General features: G+C 73.6%; 21 protein-coding genes. 7 read left to right on the plus strand and 14 right to left on the minus strand.

What is annotated here, in order from left to right; all coding sequences use genetic code 11:
• On the plus strand, nt 1-324 hold a 324-nt coding region (locus AMK13_RS36235; protein ID WP_143204715.1), incomplete at its 5' end, for an amidohydrolase family protein.
• Between the two features lie 91 nt (nt 325-415).
• Here the strand turns inward: AMK13_RS36235 and AMK13_RS36240 are convergent.
• From AMK13_RS36240 to AMK13_RS36255, 4 genes are read right to left on the minus strand one after another with little or no spacing between them, the layout of a single operon-like run.
• Nucleotides 416-1264, minus strand: coding sequence for a class II fructose-bisphosphate aldolase (locus AMK13_RS36240; protein ID WP_074005817.1), 849 nt, complete (start codon nt 1262-1264; stop codon nt 416-418).
• The gene (locus AMK13_RS36245; RefSeq protein WP_074005818.1) at nt 1255-2196 is read right to left on the minus strand and encodes a 1-phosphofructokinase family hexose kinase; all 942 of its coding nucleotides are present in this window, start codon (nt 2194-2196) and stop codon (nt 1255-1257) included. Before AMK13_RS36245 ends, AMK13_RS36240 begins: the two co-directional genes overlap by 10 nt.
• The gene (locus AMK13_RS36250; protein WP_074005819.1) at nt 2193-3107 is read right to left on the minus strand and encodes an ROK family protein; all 915 of its coding nucleotides are present in this window, start codon (nt 3105-3107) and stop codon (nt 2193-2195) included. Before AMK13_RS36250 ends, AMK13_RS36245 begins: the two co-directional genes overlap by 4 nt.
• Complete coding sequence (locus AMK13_RS36255) at nt 3104-3976, minus strand: SIS domain-containing protein (RefSeq protein ID WP_074005820.1); 873 nt, start codon at nt 3974-3976, stop codon at nt 3104-3106. Before AMK13_RS36255 ends, AMK13_RS36250 begins: the two co-directional genes overlap by 4 nt.
• 298 nt (nt 3977-4274) lie before the next feature.
• On the opposite strand from AMK13_RS36255, the gene AMK13_RS36260 reads away from it, so the two are divergent.
• From AMK13_RS36260 to AMK13_RS36270, 3 genes are read left to right on the plus strand one after another with little or no spacing between them, the layout of a single operon-like run.
• Entirely contained in the window at nt 4275-5534 is a 1260-nt protein-coding gene (locus tag AMK13_RS36260) for an extracellular solute-binding protein (RefSeq protein ID WP_074005821.1), read from the plus strand.
• A gap of 31 nt (nt 5535-5565) precedes the next feature.
• Entirely contained in the window at nt 5566-6540 is a 975-nt protein-coding gene (locus tag AMK13_RS36265; RefSeq protein ID WP_074005822.1) for a carbohydrate ABC transporter permease, read from the plus strand.
• Complete coding sequence (locus tag AMK13_RS36270; RefSeq protein ID WP_074005823.1) at nt 6537-7385, plus strand: carbohydrate ABC transporter permease; 849 nt, start codon at nt 6537-6539, stop codon at nt 7383-7385. The genes AMK13_RS36265 and AMK13_RS36270 overlap by 4 nt, the downstream gene beginning before the upstream one ends.
• Before the next feature lie 64 nt (nt 7386-7449).
• Here AMK13_RS36270 and AMK13_RS36275 read toward each other — a convergent pair whose 3' ends face one another.
• The 10 genes from AMK13_RS36275 to AMK13_RS36320 are packed head-to-tail and all read right to left on the minus strand — an operon-like array spanning nt 7450 to nt 15419.
• Nucleotides 7450-8628 carry a Glu/Leu/Phe/Val dehydrogenase dimerization domain-containing protein gene (locus AMK13_RS36275; RefSeq protein WP_074005824.1) on the minus strand — a complete coding sequence of 393 codons (1179 nt, stop codon included), beginning with the start codon at nt 8626-8628 and terminating at the stop codon, nt 7450-7452.
• A complete protein-coding gene (locus AMK13_RS36280) occupies nt 8625-8843 on the minus strand; it encodes an MbtH family protein (RefSeq protein ID WP_049650321.1) in 219 nt (72 codons plus the stop codon). The genes AMK13_RS36275 and AMK13_RS36280 overlap by 4 nt, the downstream gene beginning before the upstream one ends.
• Before the next feature lie 4 nt (nt 8844-8847).
• Nucleotides 8848-9594: an indole-3-glycerol phosphate synthase gene (locus AMK13_RS36285; protein WP_074005825.1), complete on the minus strand. Its 747-nt coding sequence runs from the start codon at nt 9592-9594 to the stop codon at nt 8848-8850.
• A complete protein-coding gene (locus AMK13_RS36290) occupies nt 9591-10283 on the minus strand; it encodes a phosphoribosylanthranilate isomerase (protein WP_074005826.1) in 693 nt (230 codons plus the stop codon). The genes AMK13_RS36285 and AMK13_RS36290 overlap by 4 nt, the downstream gene beginning before the upstream one ends.
• A gap of 6 nt (nt 10284-10289) precedes the next feature.
• Entirely contained in the window at nt 10290-11429 is a 1140-nt protein-coding gene (locus AMK13_RS36295) for an acyl-CoA dehydrogenase family protein (protein ID WP_074005827.1), read from the minus strand.
• A 13-nt stretch (nt 11430-11442) separates the two neighbouring features.
• Nucleotides 11443-11817 carry an ectoine synthase gene (locus tag AMK13_RS36300; RefSeq protein ID WP_049650325.1) on the minus strand — a complete coding sequence of 125 codons (375 nt, stop codon included), beginning with the start codon at nt 11815-11817 and terminating at the stop codon, nt 11443-11445.
• Nucleotides 11814-12632, minus strand: coding sequence for a tryptophan synthase subunit alpha (gene trpA / locus AMK13_RS36305; protein WP_074005828.1), 819 nt, complete (start codon nt 12630-12632; stop codon nt 11814-11816). The genes AMK13_RS36300 and trpA overlap by 4 nt, the downstream gene beginning before the upstream one ends.
• The gene (locus AMK13_RS36310; RefSeq protein ID WP_074005829.1) at nt 12629-13651 is read right to left on the minus strand and encodes an anthranilate phosphoribosyltransferase; all 1023 of its coding nucleotides are present in this window, start codon (nt 13649-13651) and stop codon (nt 12629-12631) included. Before AMK13_RS36310 ends, trpA begins: the two co-directional genes overlap by 4 nt.
• Nucleotides 13652-13653: 2 nt before the next feature.
• The gene (locus AMK13_RS36315; RefSeq protein ID WP_074005830.1) at nt 13654-13917 is read right to left on the minus strand and encodes a phosphopantetheine-binding protein; all 264 of its coding nucleotides are present in this window, start codon (nt 13915-13917) and stop codon (nt 13654-13656) included.
• The gene (locus tag AMK13_RS36320; RefSeq protein WP_074005831.1) at nt 13914-15419 is read right to left on the minus strand and encodes an AMP-binding protein; all 1506 of its coding nucleotides are present in this window, start codon (nt 15417-15419) and stop codon (nt 13914-13916) included. Before AMK13_RS36320 ends, AMK13_RS36315 begins: the two co-directional genes overlap by 4 nt.
• A gap of 436 nt (nt 15420-15855) precedes the next feature.
• On the opposite strand from AMK13_RS36320, the gene AMK13_RS36325 reads away from it, so the two are divergent.
• Genes AMK13_RS36325 through AMK13_RS36335 form a run of 3 tightly spaced genes read left to right on the plus strand, consistent with a single transcriptional unit; the run spans nt 15856 to nt 24805 of the window.
• Nucleotides 15856-17559 (plus strand): condensation domain-containing protein, encoded by a 1704-nt coding sequence (locus tag AMK13_RS36325; RefSeq protein ID WP_074005832.1) that lies wholly within the window; start codon nt 15856-15858, stop codon nt 17557-17559.
• On the plus strand, nt 17556-21650 hold the full coding sequence (locus AMK13_RS36330) for a non-ribosomal peptide synthetase (protein WP_079272834.1): 4095 nt from the start codon (nt 17556-17558) through the stop codon (nt 21648-21650). Before AMK13_RS36325 ends, AMK13_RS36330 begins: the two co-directional genes overlap by 4 nt.
• Nucleotides 21647-24805: a non-ribosomal peptide synthetase gene (locus AMK13_RS36335; protein WP_074005833.1), complete on the plus strand. Its 3159-nt coding sequence runs from the start codon at nt 21647-21649 to the stop codon at nt 24803-24805. The genes AMK13_RS36330 and AMK13_RS36335 overlap by 4 nt, the downstream gene beginning before the upstream one ends.
• Nucleotides 24806-24824: the final 19 nt, after the last annotated feature.

Below are 24824 nucleotides of genomic sequence, written 5' to 3' on the forward strand. Positions count from 1 at the left end.
CTCGGCCCGCTCCAGGTCGAGGTCAAGGACGGCGTGGCCATGCTCCCGGACGGCAGCTCCATCGCCGGGTCCACGGCGACCCTCGACCGGGTGTTCCGAAGAGCCCTCACCGTCGGGAGGCTGACGCTCGGCCAGGCCGTCGAGTCGCTGTCCGCCACCCCGGCCCGGCTGCTCGGCCTGGGCGACTCGATCGGCTCGCTGGAGACCGGCAAGCTCGCCGACCTGGTCGTGGTCGACTCGGAGGGCTACGACCTGGTCGCGGTGATGCGCCGCGGCCGGTGGATCGTCGGCGGCGAGAGGTTCTCCACCGTCGAGCCCGCCTGAGCGACGCCGACGGCCGCCCTCCCCCACGCGGGGACGGGCGGCCGTGGTGTGTCGTGGTGGTCCCGGTCGGGCCGTGGGCGGTGGTGGTGGCTCAGGCCGCCGGTGCCGTCGCCTTGAGGACGCCGAGCAGCCGGGTGACCTCGGCGGCGACGGCGGCGCGGGCCGGCCCGAGGTAGCGGCGGGTGTCGACCAGCCGCGCGTCGTCGGCCAGGGCCCGGCGGACGGCGGTGCTGAACACCCGGTTGAGGTGGGTGGCGATGTTCACCTTGGTCATGCCGGCTTCCACGGCCGCGGTGAGGTCCCCGTCCGCCACACCCGAGGAGCCGTGCAGGACGAGCGGGACCGGCACCGCCCGGCGCAACCGTCCGATGAGCTCGAAGTCCAGCGCCGCGTCGCGGGTGGGCATCGCGTGCGAGGTGCCGACGGCCACCGCGAGCGCGTCCACGCCGGCGGCGGCGACGAACGCCGCGGCCTCGGCCGGATCGGTGCGCACACCCGGGGCGTGGACGCCGTCCTTGCCGCCGACCTCGCCCAGTTCGGCCTCCACCCAGACGCCCGTGGCGTGGCACCGGCGCACCACCTCGGCGGTGGCCCGCACGTTCTCCCCGTACGACAGCGCCGAAGCGTCGAACATCACCGAGGTGAAGCCCAACTCGACGGCTTGGCCGACGAGTTCCACGGAGGTGGCGTGGTCCAGGTGGACCGCGACCGGCACCCGCGCGGCCCGGGCGACGGCCAGCGTGGCGGCGCCGATCGGCCCGAGGGCGCCGTGGTAGCGCACGGCGTTCTCGCTGATCTGCAGGATCACCGGTGCACCGGCGGCCTCGGCCCCGGCGACGATCGCCTGGGCGTGCTCCAGCTGGATGACGTTGAAGGCGCCGACACCGCACGCGGCTTCGGCCGCGGCGGCGGCGATCGGGCCGGTTCCGCTCAGGGGCATGGGTCGGACTCCTCGGTGGCGAAGGGGCGGACGTCCACGCGGGACCGCAGGGCGTGGTGGAGGGCGGGGTCGAAGTCGCCGGCCAGCGGTGCGGCGACGGCGGCCGCGGACAGTGCCACGGCCTCGGCCAGCCGGTCGGGCCAGGGCTCACCGCCGACCAGGCCGAGGGTGAGCGCGGCGACCGCGGCGTCGCCCGCGCCGGTGGGGTTGCCGGCCAGCCGCTCGGGCGAGCGGGCCCGCCAACCGCCGTGCGGGGTGACGGCGACCAGGCCGTCGGCGCCGAGCGAGGCGACCACCGCACCGGCGCCCGCGGCCCGCAGCCTGCGGGCGGCGGCCACCGGATCGGTGAGGCCGGTGGCGGCGGCGAGTTCCTCCGCGTTCGGCTTGACCAGGGCCGGTCCGGCCGCCAACGCCGTGCTCAGCGCCGTCCCGTCGGCGTCGAGCACCGCCGGGACGCCGTGCGCGTGCGCGAGCCGGAGCAGGTGGGCGTAGGCGTCCTCGGGCACGCCGCGCGGCAGGCTGCCGGAGAGGACCGCCGCCGCGGCGTGCGGCAGCAGGGTGTCGAGGTGGTCGAGGAACCGCGCCCATTCCCCGACGCCCACCACCGGGCCGGGTTCGAGCAGGATCGTGGTGTCCCCGGCGTCCTCCTCGACCACGGCCACCGTCCGCCGTGACTCGCCCGCGATCGCCAGCATGCGGTCGGCCAGGCCGGCGGACGCCAGTTCGGCGCGGATCGCCCGGCCGGTGAGGCCGCCGGTCAGGCCGGTGACCACGGTCGGGTGGCCGAGGGCGTGCAGGATCCTGGCGACGTTGACGCCCTTGCCGCCCGCGCGCTGGGCCACCGCCCGGACCCGGTTGCTGCCGTGCGGGCGCATCCGGTCCAGGTGGTGGGTGATGTCCAGGGCGGCGTTCAGGGTGACGGTGAGGATCACGCCGCCGCTCCCTCGCCCAGAAGGTCCCGCGCGAGCAGTCCGGCACCGAAACAGCCCGCCTCGTGGCCGAGTTCGGCGGGCAGGAGCTCCGGCATCGTCTGGAAGGAGAGCCGCGCCGTCAGTGCCGTCCGCAGTGGCGCGAAGTACGGCTCGCCCGCCCGGGCGAGGCCGCCGCCGATCACGATCCGCTCGGGGTCGAGCAGCGTGATCGCGCTCGCCAGGCCGTCGGCGAGCGCGTCGACGGCCTCCCGCCAGACGGTGGCGGCCGTGCGGTCCCCGGTCGCGGCGCGCCTGCCGACCTGCTCGGCGGTGACGCCCGCCTCCCCGGTGGCGGCGGTGTAGCGGCGGGCGACGGCGGCCGCCGAGGCGAGGGTCTCCACGCAACCGCGACGGCCGCAGGCGCACGGCTCGCCGCCGGGACGCACCACCAGGTGGCCCAGCTCGCCGGCCCGGGTGTGGCTGCCGGTGAGCGGCCGCCCGTCGACCATCAGCGCGGCGGCGATCCCGGTGCCGACGGGTACGAAGAGGAAGTCGCGGCTGCCGCGGCCGGCGCCGGCCCTGGCCTCGGCGATGCCCCCGGCCCGCACGTCGTGCCCGAACGCGACCGGGATGCCCAGGTGTTCGGACAGCAGCTGCCGGACGGGCAGGTCCCGCCAGCCGAGGTTGGCGGCCAGCACCGCGGTGCCGGCCGCCTCGTCGACGATGCCGGGCACGGCGATCCCCGCGGCGGCCGGGCGGAAGCGCCCGGCGAGTTCGGCGGCGCGGTCGAGGACGGTCTGGAGGACGGCCTCCGGCCCGCGTTCGGCGCGGGTGAACCAGCGCCCGGTGTGGCGGAGGCGGCCGTCCGCGGCCACCGCCGCGCCCTTGATGTGGGTTCCGCCGACGTCGAGGGCGATCGCCGTCGCGGTCACGGCCGGGTGAGCACGACGGAGCGGGTGAGGTTGCGCGGCTGGTCGGGGTCCAGGCCGCGGCCCTTGGCCAGTTCGACGGCGAGCCGCTGGGCGCGGATCAGGTCGGCCATCGGGTCCAGCGCGCTCACCGACAGCACGGCGCCGGTCGGCTCGACCTGGTCGACCAGCCCGGTCGGTGGCTCGCCGAAGAACCACACCACGCTGCCGCGGCCGGTGACGCTGATCGGGCCGTGCCGGTACTCCATGGCCGGGTAGGACTCGGTCCACGACCCGGAGGCCTCGCGCAGCTTGAGGGCCGCCTCGTGGGCCAGGCCGACCGTCCAGCCGGTCCCGAGGAAGGTGAACTGGCCCGCCTCGGTGGCCCGTTCGGGCAGCGGGGCGGCCAGCGCCCGCTCGGCGTGGGCGGCCAGGTCGGCGGGGGCGAGCCCGAGGCGGCCGCGCAGCAGCGCCAGCGCGGTGGTGGCGAAGCGGGTCTGCACCACCGACTTCTCGTCGGCGAACTCCAGGTCGACCACGGTGCCGGCGGCCGTGCCGATCGGGGTGGCGAGGTCGCCGGTGAGCGCGACGGTCGGCGTCCCGCCGCAGCGCTGCAGCGCGGCGAGCACCTCGGTCGTGGTTCCCGAGCGGGTGATGGCGACGACACGGTCGTAGGCCCGGGCCGCCGGGAACTCGGAGGCCGCGAAGGCGTCGGTCTCACCGAGGCCGGCACCCTCGCGGAGGCCCGCGTACGCCTGCGCGATGTAGAGCGAGGTGCCGCAGCCGATCACGGCCACCCGTTCGCCGTGCTCGGGCAGTCCTGCGGGCTCCAGTTCCAGTGCCCTGCGCCAGCACTCCGGCTGGCTGGCGATCTCCCGTTCGACGTGACTCATCTGGCTCTCCTCGCTGGGGGCATGGGCGGCGCGCTCGGGGACAGGTCCGCACCGGGCGCCGCTTTCCGCTGCAAGCATCTGCTTGAAACTGCTCTATTCATAGCCCAACGCGTCATCTGTGAGCAATACTGATCCACCGAGTGCCTTGCGGCACCCGGCCGGCGAGGCAAACTCAGTTCGGCGTATCTGCTCGATGTTGAGCAAACAGTGGTCATGCAGCGCAGCTTCGTGCAGGTCGCACCATCCCCCACCCGGGCCACCGCGGGGTCGGCCCCCACTCGCAAAGGCGGTACCAGAGATGAAGCGGCGCCTTTTCGCCCTGTCCGCGGCCACCCTGGCCGGAACGCTCGCACTGTCCGGATGCGGCAAGGGCTCGGCCTCCGGTTCGACCTCCGCCGACGGGGTGACGACGATCAGGTTCGTCGCCGCCGACTACGGTTCCAACGGCCAGAACCCGAGTCAGGCGTACTGGCAGGGCGTGATCTCGGCCTTCGAGCAGCAGAACCCCGAGATCAAGGTCGACCTCCAGGTCATCAACTGGAACGACATCGACACCCAGGTCAAGACGATGGTGCAGAACGGCAACCAGCCGGACGTCCTGCAGACCGGCGGCTACGCGGACTTCGCCAAGAACGGCCAGCTCTACCCGGCCCAGGAGGTCCTCTCCGGCAGCACCGCGGCGGACCTACTCCCCGCGATGGCGCAGGCCGGCGAGCAGGACGGCACCCGGTACGGCATCCCGTTCATCTCCAGCGCCCGGATGTTCCTGTTCAACAACGAGCTCTTCAGGAAGGCCGGCCTCGACCCGGCCGCCCCGCCCAGGACCTGGGCCGACCTCACCACCGCCGCCACCGCGCTGAAGAACGCCGGCGTGGAGATCCCGCTCGGCGTGCCGCTGGGCAAGGAGGAGGCGCAGGGCGAGTCGTTCATCTGGATGCTGGAGAACCACGGCGGCTACCAGGACGCCAAGGGCCGGTACAGCATCAACTCGCAGGCCAACGTCGACACCTTCGGGCAGCTCAAGAGCTGGGTGGACGCCGGCCTGACCGAGCAGAGCCCGGCCTCCGTCAACCGCACCGACCTGGCCAAGGACTTCGCCTCCGGCAAGGTCGGCATGCTCAACGGCATCCCCACCCAGCTGAACGACCTCAAGGGCATGGACGTCACCTGGACCGCGATGCCCAGCAAGGACGGCACCGGAAAGGCCACCCTCGGCGTCGCCGACTGGATGATGGCCTTCAGGAAGGGCGGCCACAAGGAACAGATCAAGGCCTTCCTCGACTTCGCCTACGGCCGGGACAACGCGGTGAGGTTCGACAAGGAGTACAGCCTGCTGCCGGTCACCCGGTCCGCGCTCACCGCGCTCCAGGCAGACCCGGACGAGCAGGCCCTGGCACCGTTCCTGCAGATCCTGCCCACCGCCACGTTCTACCCCCTCAGCGACCCGACCTGGCCGGCGGTCTCCGCGCAGATCAAGACGCAGATCGGCAGCGCGGTCAGCGACCCGAAGAAGACCCTCGACGCGCTCCAGAAGGCCGCGCAGCAGGCCGGTGAGTGACCCGGACGAGCGAACAAGGAATCCCGACACCGTGTCATTCCCCAGCAGCACAGACGCCCGGCCCGGCGAACCCGCCCGGCCGGCCGCGCCGCCGAGGCGTCCGTCGGCCCCGGGCCCCGCACCCGGGCGCCGTGCCCTGTTCGAACGGCTCGGGCCACTGCCGTGGCTGGCCCCGGCCATCGTGCTCATCCTCGGCGTGGTCGTGTGGCCGGTCGTCGAGATGGTCGCCACCTCACTGCGGAAGATCGACACCACCGGCACCGACCACGGCCCGGCCGGCCTGGTCAAGTACCGCAAGCTCTTCGGAGACCCCCGCCTGGCCGGAGTGCTGACCTGGACCGTCGTCTGGACGGTCGTCGTCGTCGGCCTGACCATGCTGATCTCGCTCGCGCTGGCGCAGTTGTTCAACCGGAACTTCCCCGGCCGTCGCGTCACCCGCTGGGCGCTCGTCGCGCCCTGGGCCGCCTCCGTACTGATGACGGCGATCGGCTTCCGCTGGATGCTCGACCAGGTCGCCGGCGTGTTCAACCGGCTGCTGCTCGACCTCGGCCTGATCGACCGCTCCCAGGCCTGGCTCGGCGACGCCGCCCACGCGAAGCCCTGGCTGGTGCTCGTCGCCGTCTTCGTCTCACTGCCGTTCACCACCTACACCCTGCTGGCCGGCCTGCAGACCATCCCCGAGGAGGTCCACGAGGCCGCCAGGGTCGACGGCGCCACGCCCTGGCAGACCTACCGCAAGGTGACCCTGCCGCTGCTGCGCCCGGCCTTCCTGGTCGGTCTGGTGATCAACCTGATCAACGTCTTCAACTCCTTCCCGGTCATCTGGGGCATGACCCAGGGCGGCCCGAACGCCGACACCGCCACCACCACCGTGTTCATGTACATGTTGCGCGGCTACGACGTCGCCGAGTCCGCCGCGATGTCCGTGGTCAACTTCGTCGTCGTGGTCCTCATGGTGGCCGTCTTCCTCAAGGTCAGCCGCTGGAACGGGGAGGAGGGCCGGTGACCACCCCGCAGTCGCCGCCGGCGAAGCACCGCCCGCGCGCACGGACCGTCCTGCTCACCGCGCTGGCCTGGGCGCTCGCCGCTCTCTTCGTGCTCCCGTACGTCGAGATGCTGATCACCGGCGGACGCCCGGCCGGCCAGCTGCGGGACAACTCCTACCTGCCGACGCACTTCGACTTCTCCGCCTTCACCAGGGTCTGGACGGACACCACGCTCGGCCAGAACCTGCGGACCACCCTGCTGGTGGCCGGAGGCTCGACGCTGCTGGTGCTGCTGGTCGCCCTGCCCGCCGCGTACTACACCGCCCGGGTGCGCTTCCGCGGCCGCAGGGCCTTCCTGCTGCTGGTGCTGGTCACCCAGATGTTCCAGCCCACCGCCCTTCAGGTCGGCCTCTACCGGGAGTTCTTCGCACTGGACCTGCTGGACACCCCGATCGTCCTGGTGCTCGCCAACGCCGCCTTCAACCTGGCCTTCGCGATCTGGATCCTGAGCGCCTACATCGGCTCCATCCCCAGGGAGCTGGAGGAGGCCGCGATGATCGACGGCAATGGGCGCATGGGCGCGCTGTTCCGTGTCACCCTGCCGCTGGCGCTGCCCGGCGTGGTCACCGCCGTGATCTTCACGTTCATCTCGGCCTGGAACGAGTTCATCATGGGCCTGACCCTCACCAACTCGCCCGACCGGCAGCCGCTCACGGTCGGCATCAACAACATGATCGGCGCCTACAGCGTGCAGTGGAACTACGTGTTCGCCGCCTCGCTGGTGGCCATCGTGCCGGTCGTCGTCCTGTTCGCGGTGATCGAGCGCCACGTCGTCTCCGGGCTCACCGCAGGCTCGGTCAAGTAGCCGGCGCGCCGCGCCGCCCCGCCGCGAGGCCGCGTTCCGCGGGGCGGCGCGTCCGCCGGCCCGGTCACCGGTCGGCCGGGACCTCCGATCCGGTGGCGCCGGGCGGGGTCGCGCGCGAGCCGAGGAGCTGGGCGACCGGGTCGGCGCTGCCCGAGGCGCTCAGCTCCTGCACCAGCTCGCAGTTCCTGGCGACCCGGCCGGCGACCCAGTCGCGCAGCCACCCGGACAGCTTGGGGAGCGGCAGGTCGGACGGGGCCAGCCCGGTGAGCACGCACCCGGTCGCCGCCGCCCCGCCGACGTTGACCACTACGTCCGGCAGGACGGTGTGGCCGGCCTCGCGCAGCAGTCGGCGGGCCGGTTCGGTGCAGCTCAGGTTTCCGCCCTCGACCACCAGGCGGGCCCGGACCGCCGGCACCGCCTCCTCGTCGACCGCGGCGGGGGAGGCCGCCAGCACCAGCACGTCGGCGTCGACGTGCAGCCAGGCCTGCCCGGGCCCGTGAACCGTGACCCGGGCGGGCAGCCGGCTCCGGTCGATCGTGCCGTCGCTGCTGGTGAGCGCGGTGAGTTCGGCGACGGGCAGTCCGCGCTGGTCCTCGACGGTGCCCAGGACGTCGGCCACCGCCACCACCAGGTGGCCGTGGGCGGCCAGGTGGTCGGCCACCGCGCGCCCGACGGTGCCGAAGCCCTGGATCGCGACGCGCTGCGGGGTCCGCGCACCGGAGGCGCGCAGGGCGCCGAGCACCGCGACGGCCACGCCGAACCCGGTGATGTCGGCCATGTGGTCCCACAGTTCGGCCCAGCCGACGGTGAGGCGGGTGGTGCCGGGGCGGCGGGTGACGTCGTACCCGGCGGCCTCGAAGGCCTGCCGCCGGTCGGCGTAGGTGGTGCCCTGGTCGCAGCCCAGGTACACCCCGCCGTGCAGCAGCGGGGCCGCGGCGCGGCCGAACTCCCGCATCACCGCCCGCCGTTCGACAGCGGCGCCGGGATCGGGGGCGATGCCGGCCTTGGCGCCGCCGATGGGCAGGCCGACCAGCGCCAGCTTGTGGGTCATTGCCCGGGCGAGCCCGGCCAGCTCCCGCTCGGTCACCGTCGGGGTCATCCTGGTGCCGCCCATGGCCAGGCCGTCGACCATGGAGTCGACGACGACCCAGCCCCGGGCCCGGCACTCCGGGAGGTTCAGGGTGGTGGAGAGCACGGGCCCGGTCGCGGGGCGCGCACCGTGCGGCGCGAGCGTCCGGCTCACTGCGCACCACCCTCCTCCGGGACGGACCGCAGGCGCAGGCTGCGGGGGCGCATGTCGGTCCAGACGCGTTCGATGTGCGCGAGGCAGTCGTCCTTCGCGCCCCGTACGCCGTCCTCGTGCCAGCCCGCCGGGGTCTCGCGGTCGGCGGACCAGATCGAGTACTGCTCCTCGTCGTTGACGACGACCTTCCACTGCTCGGGTGCTTCGCTGGTCATGCCGTTACCTCCGGATGTCGATGGTTGGGGGTGGAGCCGGTTCGTGGCGAGGGTCGGCGCGGGTGCCACGGCGGGCGTCGAGGCCGTCCAGCCAGGCCGGCAGGCTGGGGGCGCGCAGGAGGCCCGTCCCGATGAGCACACCGGCGAAGCCCTCCTGGAGCAGGCGGGCCGCGTCCTCGGGGGAGCGGACGGCCCCGGCGCTCACCGGGCACCGGGTGCCGCTGCCCAGCACCGCGGGCAGGAGGGCCGAGCTCCGCCCGAGGTCGCCGGCGCCGCGTTCGCGGTCGCCGATGTCCTTGTTGTTCACCGCGATCACGCACTCCTCGGCGCGTGGCACACGGCTGATCTCCTCCTCGGTGACGACCTCGACGAACGGCGTCAGGCCCAGGCTCAGGCCGAGTTCGACCAGGTGGCCCAGGGTGGCGCGCGGCAGCAGCGCGGCGGTGAGCAGGACCGCGGCCGCGCCGCTCTCGCGGGCCTGGTGCAGTTGGCTCCGGCGGGTGATGAAGTCCTTCTGCAGTACGGGCAGGTCCGTCGCCGCCACGACCTCGCGCAGCAGTTCCGGGGTGCCGCCGAACCACCGCCCGGTCACCACGGACAGGCAGGGGGCGCCGACCTCCTGGTAGTCGGCGACCAGCCGGGCGGCCGACCTGTCGCCGAACAGGTCCTGCCCGGCGGCGTCCTGGCGCTTGAGCTCCATGATCACCGGTCGGCGGGCGTCCAGCAGCGCCTCGATGAACGCGGCCGTCATCCGGGCCTCCCGGCCGCCCCGGCGCCGTCCGGCACCCGCCAGCCGCGCCGTACGGCCGTGACCCGCTCGGTGCTCAGCCGTCCGTCGGGGTCCCTGGCCGCGGTGTCCACGTCGATGCCCAGGAAGAGGGGGTGGTCCAGCACCGCCCGGTAGGCCTCCCGGTTGTCGGCCGAGAGGCCGCCGGCCAGCAGGAAGGGGCGCGAGAGGCGGTCCGCGATCCCGAGGACGGCCGCGCAGTCGGCCGGTTGCCCGGTGCTGCCGATCCGGCCGTCCCCGGCCACCGCGTCCAGCAGGAAGAGGTCCGTTCCCGCCCGCTCGTACGCCGGGATCAGGGACCGCTCCGCGCGGGTGTCCGCACCGAGGTGCAGCACCTTGACCACGATGAGGTCCGTGCTGCCCTTCAGGGCGCGGACCAGTCCCGGCGGCTGGTAGCCGTGGAGTTGGACCCACGGCACCCGGGCCGCGGCCGTCGCCGCGCGCAGCGCCTCGGCGTCGTTGAGGAAGGTCACGAGGACCGGGCGCAGTCGCGCGGTTCGATGGACAGCGTCGGCCGCCACAGTGAGTTGATCTAGCGTCAGGTCGGCGTGACCCCTCGGGACGCCGTGCCACAGGCCGACGAGGTCGGCTCCGGCCCGGTCGAGCGAGGCCACGTCCTCGGCCGAGGCGGCTCCGCAGATCTTGAGCAGCATCGGGCGTCACAGCCCCAGCATGGCGGCGACGCGGTTGCGCTGGATCTCCGACGTGCCCGAGTAGATCGGGCCGGCGACCGCGTCGCGCAGGTCCTTCTCCAGCCCGTACTCGGCCAGGTAGCCGCTGCCGCCGAAGATCTGCACGGCGGCCAGGGCGGAGGAGAGGTTGCTCTCGCTGGCGAGGAGCTTGCTGACGGCGATGTCCCTCGTGACGTTCTCGCCCTGCGTCAGCCGGACGGCCGTGTCGTAGAGCCACTTCCGCGCGGTGTCCAGGCCGATGCTCATCTCCACGAGCTTGTGGGAGATCGACTGGTACGAGCCGATCGGACTGCCGAACTGGACGCGTTCCTTGGCGTACTCGACGCAGCGGTCGAGCCGGTGGCGCATCTGCCCGGTGCTGATGACGAAGGAGCAGAGGATCTCCCACTTCATCACGTGGTCCAGGACCAGGAACCCGGAGCCGACCCGGCCGATCACGGCGGACGCGGGGATCCGGCAGTCGTCGAAGTGCAGTTCGCTCAGCGGCGCGGTCCGCAGCCCCATGGTGGCGACGGGCGGCCCGATGACGAGGCCCGGGGTGTCCCGCTCCACGACGAAGGCGGTGATGCTGAGCGGGCCGCTGCTCGGATGGGTGCGCGCGTACACCACGAACACGTCGGCCACCGGGCCGTTGGTGATGAAGGACTTGCCGCCCCGCAGGACGAAGTCGTCGCCCTCGCGGGTGGCCGTGGTCCTCATCGCCAGCGCGTCGGAGCCGCTCTCGGTCTCGCTGATCGCGTGCGCGCCGATCGTCTCTCCCGAGCAGATCCCCGGCAGATGGCGCGCCTTGAGCTCCGGCGAGCCGAACCGTTGCAGCGGGACCCCGACGCCGACCAGGTGGGTGGCGACCGAGAAGTTCAGTCCGCCGTCACGGCACCCGGTGCCGAGCCGTTCGAGCACGTGCATGGTGGTGAGCAGGTCCTGGCCCAGCCCGCCCCACTGCTCGTCGAACGGCAGGCCGAGGATCCCGGACCTCTGGATCAGCTTCCACTTGTCCCACGGGAAGGCGCCTTCGGAGTCCCCTTCGAGATGGCCGGAGCTGAGCTCCTCGCACCACTGGGCGATCCCCTCGCCCAGGGCGAGCTGGTCGGCGTTCCACCTGATCATCTGTCCGTCCCTGTCAGTACTCGGAGAAGTCGGCCGAGTCCAGGTTGTGGCGCTCGTCGCCGCGCAACGCGGGCGAGAACACGCACACCAGGCGGAGGTCCTCCTCCGGGCTCGCGATCAGGAAGTGGGCGTCGTTGCGGTCGAGTGCGTACAGCGTGCCCGGCTCCAGCGGGTGGGAGGTGCCGTCGGTGTCCACGACCTCGCCCTTCCCCTCGATGCAGTAGCAGGCCTCCAGGTGGCGGCGGTACTCCAGCCGCGACTTGGTGCCGGCCCGGACGGTGGTGTCCGTCATCGTGTAGCCGAGGCCGTCGGACTCGAGCAGGAACCTGCGGCTGAGCCCGTTGCCCCAGTCCACGGTCTTCACGTCGGCAAGGTGTCGGACGATCATCGGTGTGCCTCCTGGCGGCTTGGTGAGTACGGCGAAACGGTCTGGATGAAGGTGTGGAACTCCTCGACCACGTCGGCCCCTTCGGCGAGGGCGTGCTCGATCCGGGCGACCCCGGCGCTGCCCACGACCGCGGCGTCGGCGCCGAGGCCGTGCAGCAGGTCGATGTCCGCCCGGGAGCGGACGCCGAACCCGACGGCGATCGGTGCGGTGGTCCTCGTCCGCAGCGCGGCCAGCGCGGCGGCCAGCTCCCGGTGGTCGGCGGTGAGCCCGCCGCCGCTGCGGCCGTAGTGGGCCACCAGGTACAGGTACGCGGTGGCGCAGTCGGCTGCCGCGGCCCGCACCTCGGGCGCCGACGCGGCGTAGCAGGTGGCGACCAGGGGCAGCCCGGCCGCCCGCACCGCGTCGAGGCACCCGGCCCGCAGCCGCGGCGGCAGTCCGTGGACCAGCAGCCCGTGGACGCCCGCGTCGGCGACCCGCCGGACGAAGCCGGGCACGGTCGGGGCCCTGACCGTGTGGCTCCAGTCGGCCAGCAGGGCCACCCGCAGGTGGCGCAGCCCGGGCAGGACCCCGGCGAGGAAGTCGAGCACCTCGTCGAGTCCGACGCCGTCGGCCAGGGCCCGCTGCGCCGAGCGGCGGATGACGGGCCCGTCGGTGACCGAGTTCGGAAAGGGCACCGCCAGCTCCAGGCAGTCCACCCGGCAGTCGTCGAGCATCCGCATCACGTCGGCCAGGACGGGCAGCGGGGGGTCCCCGGCGTTGAGGAACACGGCCAGGCCGGGCCGGTCCGGTGGCCGGCGGGCGAAGAACCCGCTCACCGCGCACGCGCCGGTCGGGTGCGGAGGCGGTCGACGAGGTCGCGGGCGGCGCCGCCGTGCAGGGCGTCCTCGGCCGCCCGGATCGCCTCCGGCCACCCGTCGATCAGCCCGCTCGCGACGGCCAGTGCGGCGGCGTTCAGGCAGACGGTCCGGGTGGCGAGCGCCGTCCCCGTTCCGGAGAGCACGCCGAGGAAGTGCTCGATCACGTCTTCTCCTCCGGTGGCGGGCCGCAGTTCGGCGATCGTGTCGGTCGCGCTCGCGGGAGCCTCGGCCGGCAGGTGGATCGGGTCGGTGCCGTCATTGGGGAGGAGGAGGTTGTCGACGGAGCCGACGAGCTCGTCGACGCCCAGCTCGTTGGAGCAGAGCCAGATCCTCCGGTCGGTGACGGTGGCGGCGACCTGGCCCAGCGCCGGCAGCAGTGAACGGTCCGAGACGCCGACGAGCTGGGCGGAGACCGGCACCGCGGCCAGGAAGGGCCCGACGGAGTTGATGAACCCGCCGATCATCCGCAGGTCCATCGGCACGATGCTCCGGGCCAGCAGCGCCACCTCCCGCGGGTAGACGAAGGTCCCCGGGAAGGCGATGCCGAAGTGTTCCAGCCGCTCCTCGGTCCGCTCGTACGAGGTGGTCCGTCCGATGCCGAGGCGGTCGAGCAGGTCGTGGGAGCCGCAGGTGCCCGTGTAGGCGCGGGAGCCCGTCTTGACGACGCGGACGCCCAGGGCCGCGGCGAGGAACGCCGCCGCGGTGGAGATGTTGAACGTGGCCGGCCCGCCTCCGGTGCCGACGATGTTGGCCGTGCCGTCCAGCCGCGCGGTGACGGCCGGCCGCCGCTCGTCCAGCGAGCGGAGCATGGCGACCAGCGTGTCCCGGTCGGGCATCCGGGTGGACAGCGAGGACAGCAGCGCCACCGTCTCGCCGGGCCGCAGGGCGCCGTCCCGCAGCTGGTCCCAGAAGGACCCCCACAGCTCCTGGTCGACGGCGCGGTCCCGGCGGATCAGCGCTCGCAGCACCTCGTGCATGACTAGAGGGCGTCCGTCCGCTGCGGCTGGGCCTGGTCGATGAACCTGCTGATCGAGCCGACGGAGCGGAAGCTGTCCGGGTCGAGGTCGAACTCCTCGACGCGCACGTCGAAGCGGTCCTCCAGCCAGGCGATCGTCTTGAGCAGGCCGAGGCTGTCGATGACCCCGCCGTCCACGAGGTCGTAGTCGGCGTCCAGCTCGTTCGGGCCGACGTCGGGCAGGAACTCCTCGATGATGAACTGGGTGACTACCGCGGCGTGGTTCACGTGGCCGTTCCTTCGGTGGGCTGGGAGGGGGAGCAGGCGCGCTCGACGGGCGCGCGGTCGATCTTTCCGGTGGACGTCCTGGGCAGCGGGTCGTCCACGATCCGCAGGGTCGAGGGGACGGCGGTGAGCGGGAGGCGCTGCGCGCAGTGCCGGCGCAGCGCCAGCGAGTTCAGCCGGCTGTCCGGGGCGCGGCGGACCAGGCCGCGCAGCAGGCGGCCGGCCACCGGGTCGGGTACGGCCACCACGGCCGCCTCGACGACCTCGTGGTGGTCGAGCAGCACCTGTTCGACCTCGTGGGTGTTGACCCGGGTGCCGCGGACCTTGACCTGGTGGTCGTTGCGGCCTTCCAGGGTGACGCGGCCCTCCTCGTCGCGCCGGACGAGGTCGCCGCTGCGGAAGTAGCGCCGGGTCTCCCCGTCGTGGTGGTGGGTCGCGAACCTGCCGGCGTCCTGGCTCCGGTCCAGGTAGCCGTCGGTCTGGAAGGGCGTCGCGACGTGGAGTTCGCCGGTGCCCGGCCCGGTCACGATCCTGCCGTCATCACCGACGATCACCGCGTGGACCCCGGGCAGCGGGCGCCCGATCGGCACCGGGCCGTCCGGCGGCTCGGTGCCGTCGACCTCGTGCAGGAAGCTGTCGTTGGTCTCGGTGCAGCCGTAGACGTTGTGGAGCCGCGCGCCGGGGAACAGGCGCGGCAGCTCGGCCAGGCAGCGGGCGGGCAGGCTGTCGCCGGTGAAGACGACGTGCTCGACGGTGCCGAGCCGGCGGCCGCTCTGCGCGGTCGCGTCCACCAGCAGTTGGTAGAACATCGGTACCGCCTGCACGAGTTGGACCTCGTGGCGGGAGAGCAGGTCCAGCAGGTGGCCCGGCTGGGTGGCCCGGGCCGGATCGACCAGGACGACGCGGCCGCCGTGCTTGAGCGTGGCCCAGATGTCCAGCAGGCACAGGTCGAAGGTGAGCGGCGCGTAGTTGAGGACCGTCGTTCCCCGACGGATGCCGAACCGCTCGCCGGCCCAGGTGGTGAAGCGGTCCACCGCGCCCGTGCTCAGCGGCACGATCTTCGGCTGCCCGGTGGAACCGGAGGTGGTGAACATGAAGGAGACGTCGGCGGGTTCCGTGGCGCGTGGCGGCTTCGGTTCGGCCGACCGCTCCCCGGCGTCCGGACCGGGGTCCTCCGGCGAGAGGACGTGCCGGATGCCGGCCCGCTCGGCCGGCGCGTGGGCGGTCCCGCCCTCCGGTACGGGCGCCGGCAGCAGCAGGAAGCGCCGCCCTTCCAGCAGGCAGGCGAGCACCAGGGCGATCGTCGAGGGCGACTTGGCGGCCGGGATGCCGATCGGCTCGTCGCCGTCCGGGGCGAGCCGGGCGATCCGCAGGCGCTCCCGCTCCGCCGCCCGGTGGAGTTCGCGGTAGGTCGTCTCCTCCCCGTGCCACACCAGGGCCGGATCACCGGGGTGGTCGGTGGCGTGCGAGACGAATGAACCCACCAGGCTTGGCTGCTGCATCATGACTTCTCCGAGTTCATGCAACGGGGTGGGCTCTATGGACAACGGATGAGTTCATGCAACGGGTTCACCGATCTTTTTCGGAACAATGAAGGGCCGACACGAAAGGGGCCCGTCCGGCCGCCTTCCCGGCGAAAGAAGAATTATCACGTGGCGCTCGTCCACGGAAGTGGTGTGCTCGATCTGCACCATGACGGCACGTCAGGGAGGGTGTAGCGGTCGGGCGCGCGGATGCTAGCCGTCGAGCGTGTTCAATCTACATAAGGATTAGCGGGGTCTGGCGTAAAGATTGTCCTGATGCCTTCGACCCCCTTCTCTGTCTTGCGGAGTGAGACGGGAGCTGCCTAGTATCCGCCGTACTGTTCGCGAAGAAGCGAATCGGCGAGGGGATTTCCGGGGTGCTTTAGCGCTCCCGATCGCCGTGAAAGGTGGATCCGTCATGCCTGGCTCCGATCGGAGCGCGCACGCTCCGACCCAGTTGTCCTTCGCCCAGCAACGGCTGTGGTTCCTCGACCGGTTGCGGCCGGGCCTGCCGGACCACAACGTCCCGACCGCGGTCCGCCTGCGTGGCCGGCTGGACCAGGAGGCGCTCGTCCGGGCGCTGACCGACGTCGTGCGGCGCCACGAGGTGTTGCGCGGCAGGATCGCCGACTCCGAGGACGGCCCGTGCCACGTCACGGAGGCGGTCGAGACCTTCGTGCCGACGATCACCGACCTGGCGCACACCCCGGCGGAACAGGCCTGGCAGCGGGCCCGGGAGCTGGTGGCCGCCGACCTGGCGGCCCCCTTCGACCTCGGCGCCGCCCCGATGCTGCGGGCCCGACTGATCCGCGTCGCCCCCGACGACCACCTGCTGGTCCTGGTGATCCATCACATCGCCTGCGACGGCTGGTCGCTGCCGGTGCTGTGGCAGGAGTTCTCCGCCGGGTACGGCGCCGCCGTCGACGGCCGGCCGATCGCCCTGCCGGACCTGCCCGTCCAGTACGCCGACTTCGCGCACTGGCAGCGGAACCACCTGGCCGGAACCGCGCTGCAAGGCCAACTCGACTACTGGCGAGAGCACTTGGCCGATCTTGTCCCGTCGGTGCTCCCGACGGACCGGGAGCGCCCCGCGGCGTGGTCCGGTCGGGGCGACCAGGTCGCGATCGAGATCCCGGCGGACCTCGCCGACCGGATCCGCGCACTGGGGCGCACCCACGAGGTGACGCCGTTCATGGCGCTGCTGGCCGCCTTCCAGGTCCTGCTCGCGCGCTGCACGGGACAGGACGACGTGACGGTGGGCACCCCGATCTCCGGGCGGACCCGGATCGAGGTGGAGCCGCTGGTCGGCTTCTTCGTCAACACCCTCGTCCTGCGCACCGACCTGTCCGGCGACCCCGGATTCACCGACGTGCTCGCCCGGGTGCGGCGGTGCGCGGTGGAGGCCTACGCCCACCAGGACGTCCCCTTCGAGCGGCTGGTGCAGGAGCTGCGGCCCGAACGCGACCTCGGCCAGCACCCGCTGGTCACCGTCATGTTCCAGCTGGAGGATCCGCCCGCGCTCCCGTCCGGCCTTCCTGGGCTGGAGGTGAGCAGTCATCAGATACCGAACGACGTCGCCAAGTTCGACATCGAGGTCTCCCTGACGGACCTCGGCGACCGCCTCACCGGCGTCATCCGCTACGCGGCCGACCTCTTCGAGCGCGACACGGTGCGCCGGCTCGCCGAGGGCTTCACGGCGCTGCTCGACCACCTCGTCGGCGCTCCCGAGCGGCCGATCTCGGCCTGGCAGACCCCGCCCGGCCTCCGCGCCGGCGCCTCTGCTCCCACCGTGCACCCCGCGGCCCCGCGGCCCGATGCCTCCCAGGCCGGCGCCGCCGAGACCGAGACCGAACTCCTCGTGCTGGAGACCTGGGCCGAGGTGCTCGGAGTCACCCCGGACGGCGTGCACAGCGACTTCTTCGAGCTGGGCGGCCACTCGCTGCTCGCCTCGAAGGTCATGTCCCGACTCGGCCGGGCGCTCGACCTCGAACTGCCGGTCGTCCTGCTCTTCTACCACCCGACCGTCGCCGAACTCGCCGACGGCATCGACGCGGCGCTGCTGGCGGACCTCGGCGAAGCCGAGGCGGAACCGCTCCCCGCCGGAAAGGCCCGTCACCCGTGAAGGCACAGCACAGTCGCCCCGAGTCCGGCCAGCCGACCGCTTCCACGCGGGCCGGCCTACGCGCCCTGCTCGACCAGCGCGTCCGCGCGGCCCGGACCAGGGCCGCCGAGGGCGAGCCGGAGGCCGCGGTCCCGCCCCGCCCGGAGGGTGCGCGGGTGCCGTCGTTCACCCAGGAACGCATGTGGCTGATCGAGCGGCTGTCCGACGGCCCCGCGCTGTACAACGTCCACGAGGTCTTCCGGCTGCGCGGCCCGCTGGACGTGGCCGCCCTCGGTCATGGCCTCACCGAGCTGGTGCGGCGCCACGAAGTCCTGCGCACCGCCTTCCCCGAGGAGGACGGCCGCCCCGTCCCCTCGGTGGAGCCGGCCCGGCCGGTCGACCTGCCCGTCACGGACCTGCGGACCGAGCCCGCGGAACGCCGGACGGAACTCGCCCTCGACCTCGTCCACTCCGAGATCCTGCGCCCCTTCGACCTGGCCGCCGCCCCGCTGCTGCGCGCGTCGCTGCTGCGGGTCGACGAGGACGAGCACCTCCTGGTGGTGGTCGTCCACCACATCGCGGTCGACGGCTGGTCGATGCCGCTGCTGTGGGACGACCTGTCGGCGATGTACCGGAGCCGGCTGGAAGGCCGCGAGCACGAGCTGCCGCCCTTGCGGATCCAGTACGCGGACTTCGCCCACTGGCAGCGGGCCCGGCTCTCCGGTGACCGCCTGCAGAGCCAACTGGACTACTGGAGCGCACAGTTGTCCGGGCTGTCGCCGCTGGACCTGCCCACCGACCGTCCGCGCGGACCGGTCCGCGCGGGCCGGGGCGAGCGGATCACCTTCACGGTGCCCGAGGAACTGGCCGAGCGGCTGCGGGTGCTGGGCCGGCGGCACGGCGCGACGATGTTCATGACCCTGCTGGCGGGGTTCCAGGCCCTGCTCGCCCGCTACAGCGGGCAGTCCGACGTGGCGGTCGGCACGCCGGTCGCGGGCCGCACCCGGCCGGAACTCGACCCGCTGGTGGGCTCGTTCATCAACACCGTGGTCCTGCGCACCGACCTCGCGGACGACCCGGGCTTCGCCGAGCTGCTCGACCGGGTCCGCCGGACCGCCCTGGACGCCTACGCGCACCAGGACGTGCCGTTCGAGCGGCTGGTGCAGGAGCTGCGGCCGGCCCGCGGCCTCGACCGCAACCCGCTGTTCCAGGTGATGGTCGCCGGCCTGTCCGACCCGACCGCCTCCCTCCGGCTGGCCGGGGCGGAGGTCGAACAGCTGGAGGTCGACAACGGCACGGCCAAGGTCGACCTCAGCCTGGTGATCGCCGACCGGCCGAGCGGCCCGGACGGCACGACCGGGACGGGCGGGACGACCGGCACCGTGGCCTTCGACACCGCGCTGTTCGACCGCGCGAGCGTGGAGCGCCTGGTCGGCCACTACCTCCGGCTGCTGGACGCCGCGGCCGACGACCCCGACCGTCCCGTCTCCCGCCTGGACCTGCTCACCGAGGCCGAGCGCGAGGCGCTGCTGGTGGCCGCCAACGCCACCGACGAACCCTTCCCCGCCGACCTCTGCGTGCACGAGCTGGTCGAGGAGCGGGCCCGGCTGACCCCCGACGCGGTGGCGGTCCGCTGCGGAGGCGAGCGACTGACCTACCGGGAACTCGACGGCCGGGCCAATCAGTTGGCCCGGCACCTGCGAGCCCGGGGAGCCCGGCCGGAACGCCTGGTCGGTGTCTGCCTGCCGCGCTCGGCGGAGCTGGTCGTGGCCCTGCTGGCCGTCCTCAAGTCGGGCGCCGCCTACCTGCCGCTGGACCCGGACCTCCCGGCCCAGCGGATGTCGTTCATGCTCGCCGACGCCGACGTGCCGCTGCTGCTCACCCGGCGCTCCCTGGCCGACCGGCTGCCGGAGCACGGCGCCGAGACGGTGTGGCTGGACGCCGAGGCCCCGCTCGTCGCGGCCCTGCCCGAGGACCGGCTGCCGCCGCTCGCGACGCCCGCCAACCTGGCGTACTCGATCTACACCTCCGGTTCGACCGGCCGCCCCAAGGCCGTGCTGGTCCCGCACGAGGGCGTCGTCAACTACCTGGTGGTCCGCGGCCGCCAGCTGGACCTCGACGGGTCCGACGTCGTCGCCTCGGTGGCCTCGATCTCCTTCGACGTCATCGTCCCCCAGGTGCTCATGCCGCTGGCCTGGGGCGCGAGCGTGGTGATCGCCCCGTCGGAGGTCGCGGTCGACGGCCCGCGCCTGACGGAGATGATGCGCGAGTTCGGCGTCACCACGCTCATGGCCACCCCAGCCACCTGGCTCCTGCTGCTGGACGGCGGCTGGCAGGGCGGCCGGTTCCAGGCGATCTGCGTGGGCGAACCGCTCCAGCCCGCCCTGGCCCGGCGGCTCCTCGACCGGGTCTCCACGCTCTGGAACGGCTACGGTCCCACCGAGGCGTCCGTCGGCTGCGTCACCCGGCGGGTGGACGCCGACCGGGACCTGGCCCGGCCGGGCGGGTCCGTGCCGATCGGCCGGCCGCTCGGCAACCTCCGGATCTACCTGCTGGACCCGGCCGGCGCCCCGGTGCCCGTCGGCGTCCCGGGGGAGATCCACATCGGCGGGGTCGGCGTCACCCGCGGGTACGCCAACCGGCCGGGGCTGACCGCCGAGCGCTTCGTGCCCGACCCGTTCGGCGCGGACGGCGGCCGGCTGTACCGGACCGGCGACCTGGCGCGGTACCTGCCGGACGGCAGCCTGGTCTTCCTCGGCCGCACCGACGAGCAGGTGAAGATCCGCGGGTACCGCATCGAGCTGGGCGAGATCGAGGCCGCGCTGTGCGCGCAGCCCGGTGTCGCCAGGGCCGCGGTGACGGTGCGCGGCGGCGGGACGGACGCCGAACTGGCCGGCTACCTGGTGTGGCAGGACGGGCCTGCTGACCTGGCGGCCGTGCGGCGCGCCCTGCGCGAGACCCTGCCCGAGTTCATGGTGCCCACGACGCTGACCGCGCTCGACCGGATCCCCCTGACCACCAACGGCAAGGTGGACCGCGGGGCCCTGCCCGAGCCCGCCCGCCACGACCACGCGGCCGGTGCGCTCCCGCCACGGGACCTGCCGGAACTCCTGATGACCAGGATCTGGGAGCGCGTGCTGGGCACCCCGCGGGTCGGCGTCCGGGACGACTTCTTCGCGCTGGGCGGGCACTCCCTGAGGGCGGTCGAGCTGGTGGAGGCCGTCCGGCGGGAGTGGGGGGTGACCGTGCCGCTGAACACGGTGTTCCGCCACCCCACCGTCGAGGGGCTGTGCGCGGAACTGCCCAACGCGGCGCGGGCCCTGCGCCGACTGGTCGTTCCGCTGGCCGAGGGGGACCGCCGCTGGGCGCCGCTGATCCTGGTGCACCCGCAGAGCGGCGACGTGTGCTCCTTCCTCCACCTGGCCGGACAGCTCACCGAGCGGCTCGCCGAATCCCCGGTTGACGCCGCCCGGCCCGTCTACGGCCTGGAGGCCGTCGGCTACAACACCGACGAGCCGCCCCTGGCCACCGTCGAGGAGCAGGCGCAACGCTACCTGCGGGAGCTGCGGTCCGTCCTGCCCGACGGCCCGTACCTGCTGGCCGGCTGGTCCTTCGGCGGGCTGGTCGCCTTCGAGCTGGCCCGCCTGCTGGAGGAACAGGGGAACCCCCCGGGGTTCCTCGGGATCATCGACGTCGGAGCGCCCGCGTCCACCGGTGAAGCCGCCGCCAGGGAAGGCGGGGACCTCCACGAGCTCGACGAGGAGGCCGCCCTCGCCCTGCTGCTCCACGACGCGGACGGCCGCGAGCACCTTCCCTCGCACGTGCGCACCGAACAACTGCGGCGCATGGCACGGGTGTTCACCGCCAACGGCGCCGCCGCCCGGCGCTACCGGTCGACGGCACGGCTGCGGACACCGATCCACCTGTTCACCAGCGCCGAGACCCACCCCGAACTCGGCGGCCCGGTCGTGGTCCCCGCCCGGTGGCGGGACCGTACCCGGGGGGCGTTGAGCGTGGTCGAGGTCCCCGGCAACCACCACGACATGCTGTCGCCGCCGCACGTCGCCCGCTTCGCCGACGCGCTGTCGGCCGTCCTGGAGGAGCTCGGATGAGCGACCGACACGAGTTGCCGCTGTCGTCGGCGCAGTCCGGCATCTGGTTCGCCCACCACCTGCGCCCCGGCAGCCCCGCCTACAACACCGGCGAGTACGTGGACATCCCCGGGCCGATCGACCCGGAGCTGTTCGAGACGGCCGTACGGCGCGTGGTGGACGAGACCGAGTCCCTGCGCGTCCGCCTCACCGACGGCGCCGACGGCCCCCGGCAGGTCGTCACCCCATTGCCCGACTGGACGATGCACCACGTCGATCTCACCTCGACGCCGGACCCGCTGGGGGAGGCCGAGCGTTGGATGCGCGCCGACCTGTCCACCCCGCTCGGGCTCACCCGGGACCCGCTGTTCCGCCAGGCCCTGTTCGCCGTCGCACCGGACCGCTTCCTCTGGTACCAGCGCGTCCACCACATCGTGGTCGACGGCTTCAGCATGTCGCTCATCGCGCGCCGCGTCGCCAAGACCTACACCGGACTGGTCGGGGGCCGGGCCGGGGCAGGGCCGGCCTTCGGGCCGCTGAGCGCCCTGCTGGCGCACGACGCCGCCTACCACGCCTCCGAACAGCCCGAGCGGGACCGGGAGTTCTGGGCGTCCCGGCTGGCCGGACGACCGGACCCGGTCAGCCTCGCCAGCCGCTCGGCGCCCGCCTCGGACGGCTTCCTGCGCCGTACCGGCAGCCTCGACGCGCCCACCCTGGCCGCGCTGCGGCGGGCCGCGCGACCCGCCGGGGCGAGCTGGCCCACCGCCTTCACCGCCGCGGTCGCCGCGTACCTCCACCGCCTCAGCGGCGAACGGGACATCGTGCTCAGCATGCCGGTGACCGGGCGCACCGGCTCCGCCGCGCCGGCCGTCCCCGGCATGGTGGCGAACGTGGTGCCGCTGCGGCTGCGCGTCCACCCCGAGCAGAGCCTGTCCGCGCTCGCGCGACAGGTGGCCGAGGAGGTCGCCGCCCAGCGCGGGCACCAGCGCCACCGCAGCGAGGACCTGCGCAGGGAACTGGACCCGGCCCGCTCGGAGCGGGTCCTGTTCGGGCCCGTCGTCAACATCATGTCCTTCTACTACCACCTGGACTTCGCGGGCGTCCGGGCCACCGTGCACAACCTGTCCAACGGGCCGGTCGAGGACCTCTCCTTCTCCGTCTACGACCGCTCCGACGGCACCGAGCCCCGGCTCGACCTCGACGCCAACCCCGCGCTCTACACCGAGGCCGAACTCACCGCCCACCAGCAGCGGTTCCTCCGCTTCCTGGACGCGGTGGCCGCCGACCCGGACCGGCCGATCGGCCGGCCCGACCTCCTCACCCCCGGGGAACGGCACCGGACCGTCGTGGCCGCCAACCGCACCACGCTGCCGCTGCCGCACCCGACGGTGCCCGCGGCCTTCGCGGCCGAGGTCGCGCGCAGGCCCGAGGCGCCCGCCGTGGTGTGCGGCGAAACCACCCTGTCCTACGCCGAGTTGAACGCCCGGGCCAACCGGCTGGCCCACCGGCTCATCGCCCTCGGCGTCCGCTGCGACAGCACCGTGGCCGTGCTCATGGAACGCTCCGTCGACGTGGTGGTGGCGGTCCTGGCGGTCACCAAGGCCGGCGGCGCCTACGTACCGCTGGACACCCGGGCCCCGGCGGCCCGCCTGCGCCGCGTCCTGGACGACACCGGGGCGGCGATGCTGCTCACCCACGGGGCCACCCGGGAGCATGCGCCGTCCCTCGGCACCCCCGGGGTCGTCGTCGACGCCGACCCCGGCCTCGCCGACCAGCCGGTCACCGACCCCGTCGTGCCGCTGCGCCCGGACCACCTGGCCTGCGTCCTGTACACCTCGGGCTCCACGGGCACGCCGAAGGGCGTGGCCCTGAGTCACCGCAACGTCATCAGCCTGACCGCGCAAGGCTGTTGGCACGAGGAGGACGGCCCGCGCGTGCTCGCGCACTCCCCGCACGCCTTCGACGCCTCGACCTACGAGTGGTGGGTGCCGCTGCTCAACGGCGGCCGGGTGGTCGTGGCCCCGCCCGGCGAGCTGGCGCTCGCGGACCTCCACCGGCAGATCGTCGACCACCGGGTCGGCGCGCTCTGGCTGACGGCCGGGCTGTTCCGGGTGTTCGCCGAGGAGTCCCCGGGCACGCTGGCCGGGGTCGGCCAGGTGTGGACCGGCGGCGACATCGTGCCGGCCGACGCGGTCCGGCGCGTCCTGGACCGCTGCCCGGACTCCGTGGTGGTCGCCGGGTACGGCCCGACCGAGGCCACCACGTTCACCACCCGCCGGGTGCTCCGCCCCGGCCAGGCCGTGCCCGACGTCGTCCCCCTCGGCCGGCCGGTGGACAACCGGCGGGTGTACGTCCTGGACGAGGCGCTGTCCCCGGTGCCGCCGGGGGTGGCCGGCGTGCTGTACGTCGCCGGCGCGGGCGTGGCGCGCGGGTACCTGAACGACCCCCGCCGGACGGCCGCCCAGTTCGTGCCGTGCCCGTTCGGCGAACCGGGCGAGCGGATGTACCGCACGGGCGACGTGGTCCGCTGGAACGCCGAGGGGGAGCTGGAGTTCCTCGGCCGCGCGGACGAACAGGTCAAGCTCCACGGCTTCCGCATCGAACTCGGCGAGATCGAGGCGGTCCTGGCCGGGCACCCCGCCGTCGCCCAGGCGACCGTGGTCGCCGGCCCGGGCGCCTCCTCCGGCCGGCGTCTGATCGGCTACGTCGTCCCGGCCGGGGCCCCGGGGCCAGACCCGGCGCTCGACCCGGCCTCGGTACGGGAGCACGCCGCCGCGGCCCTGCCGGACTACATGGTGCCCTCGGCGATCGTCGTGCTCGACGCCTTCCCCCTGACGCCCAGGGGGAAGATCGACCGGGCCGCGCTGCCCGTCCCCGACCCCGAGCCGGCACCGTCCGGGCCCGGGCCGCGCACCCCGGCGGAGCGGACGATGTGCGCGCTGTTCGCCGAGGTGCTCGGCCGCCCCGAGGTGGGCGTCGACGACGGCTTCTTCGCGCTCGGCGGCAACTCCCTGCTCGCGACCCGGCTGGTCAACCGGGTGCGGGTGCGGTTCGGCCGGGACCTCACCCTCGGCGCCCTGTTCCAGGCACCCACCCCGGCGCGCCTGGTCGAAGCCCTGGAGGAGGCCCCGGACGCCGCGTCCGTACCGGTCCTCTCACCCCGTACCCGACCCTGAGCCCCTGAGGGCGATCACA

It is taken from the genome of Streptomyces sp. CB02056 (genome assembly GCF_001905545.1).
GTDB lineage: Bacteria > Actinomycetota > Actinomycetes > Streptomycetales > Streptomycetaceae > Kitasatospora.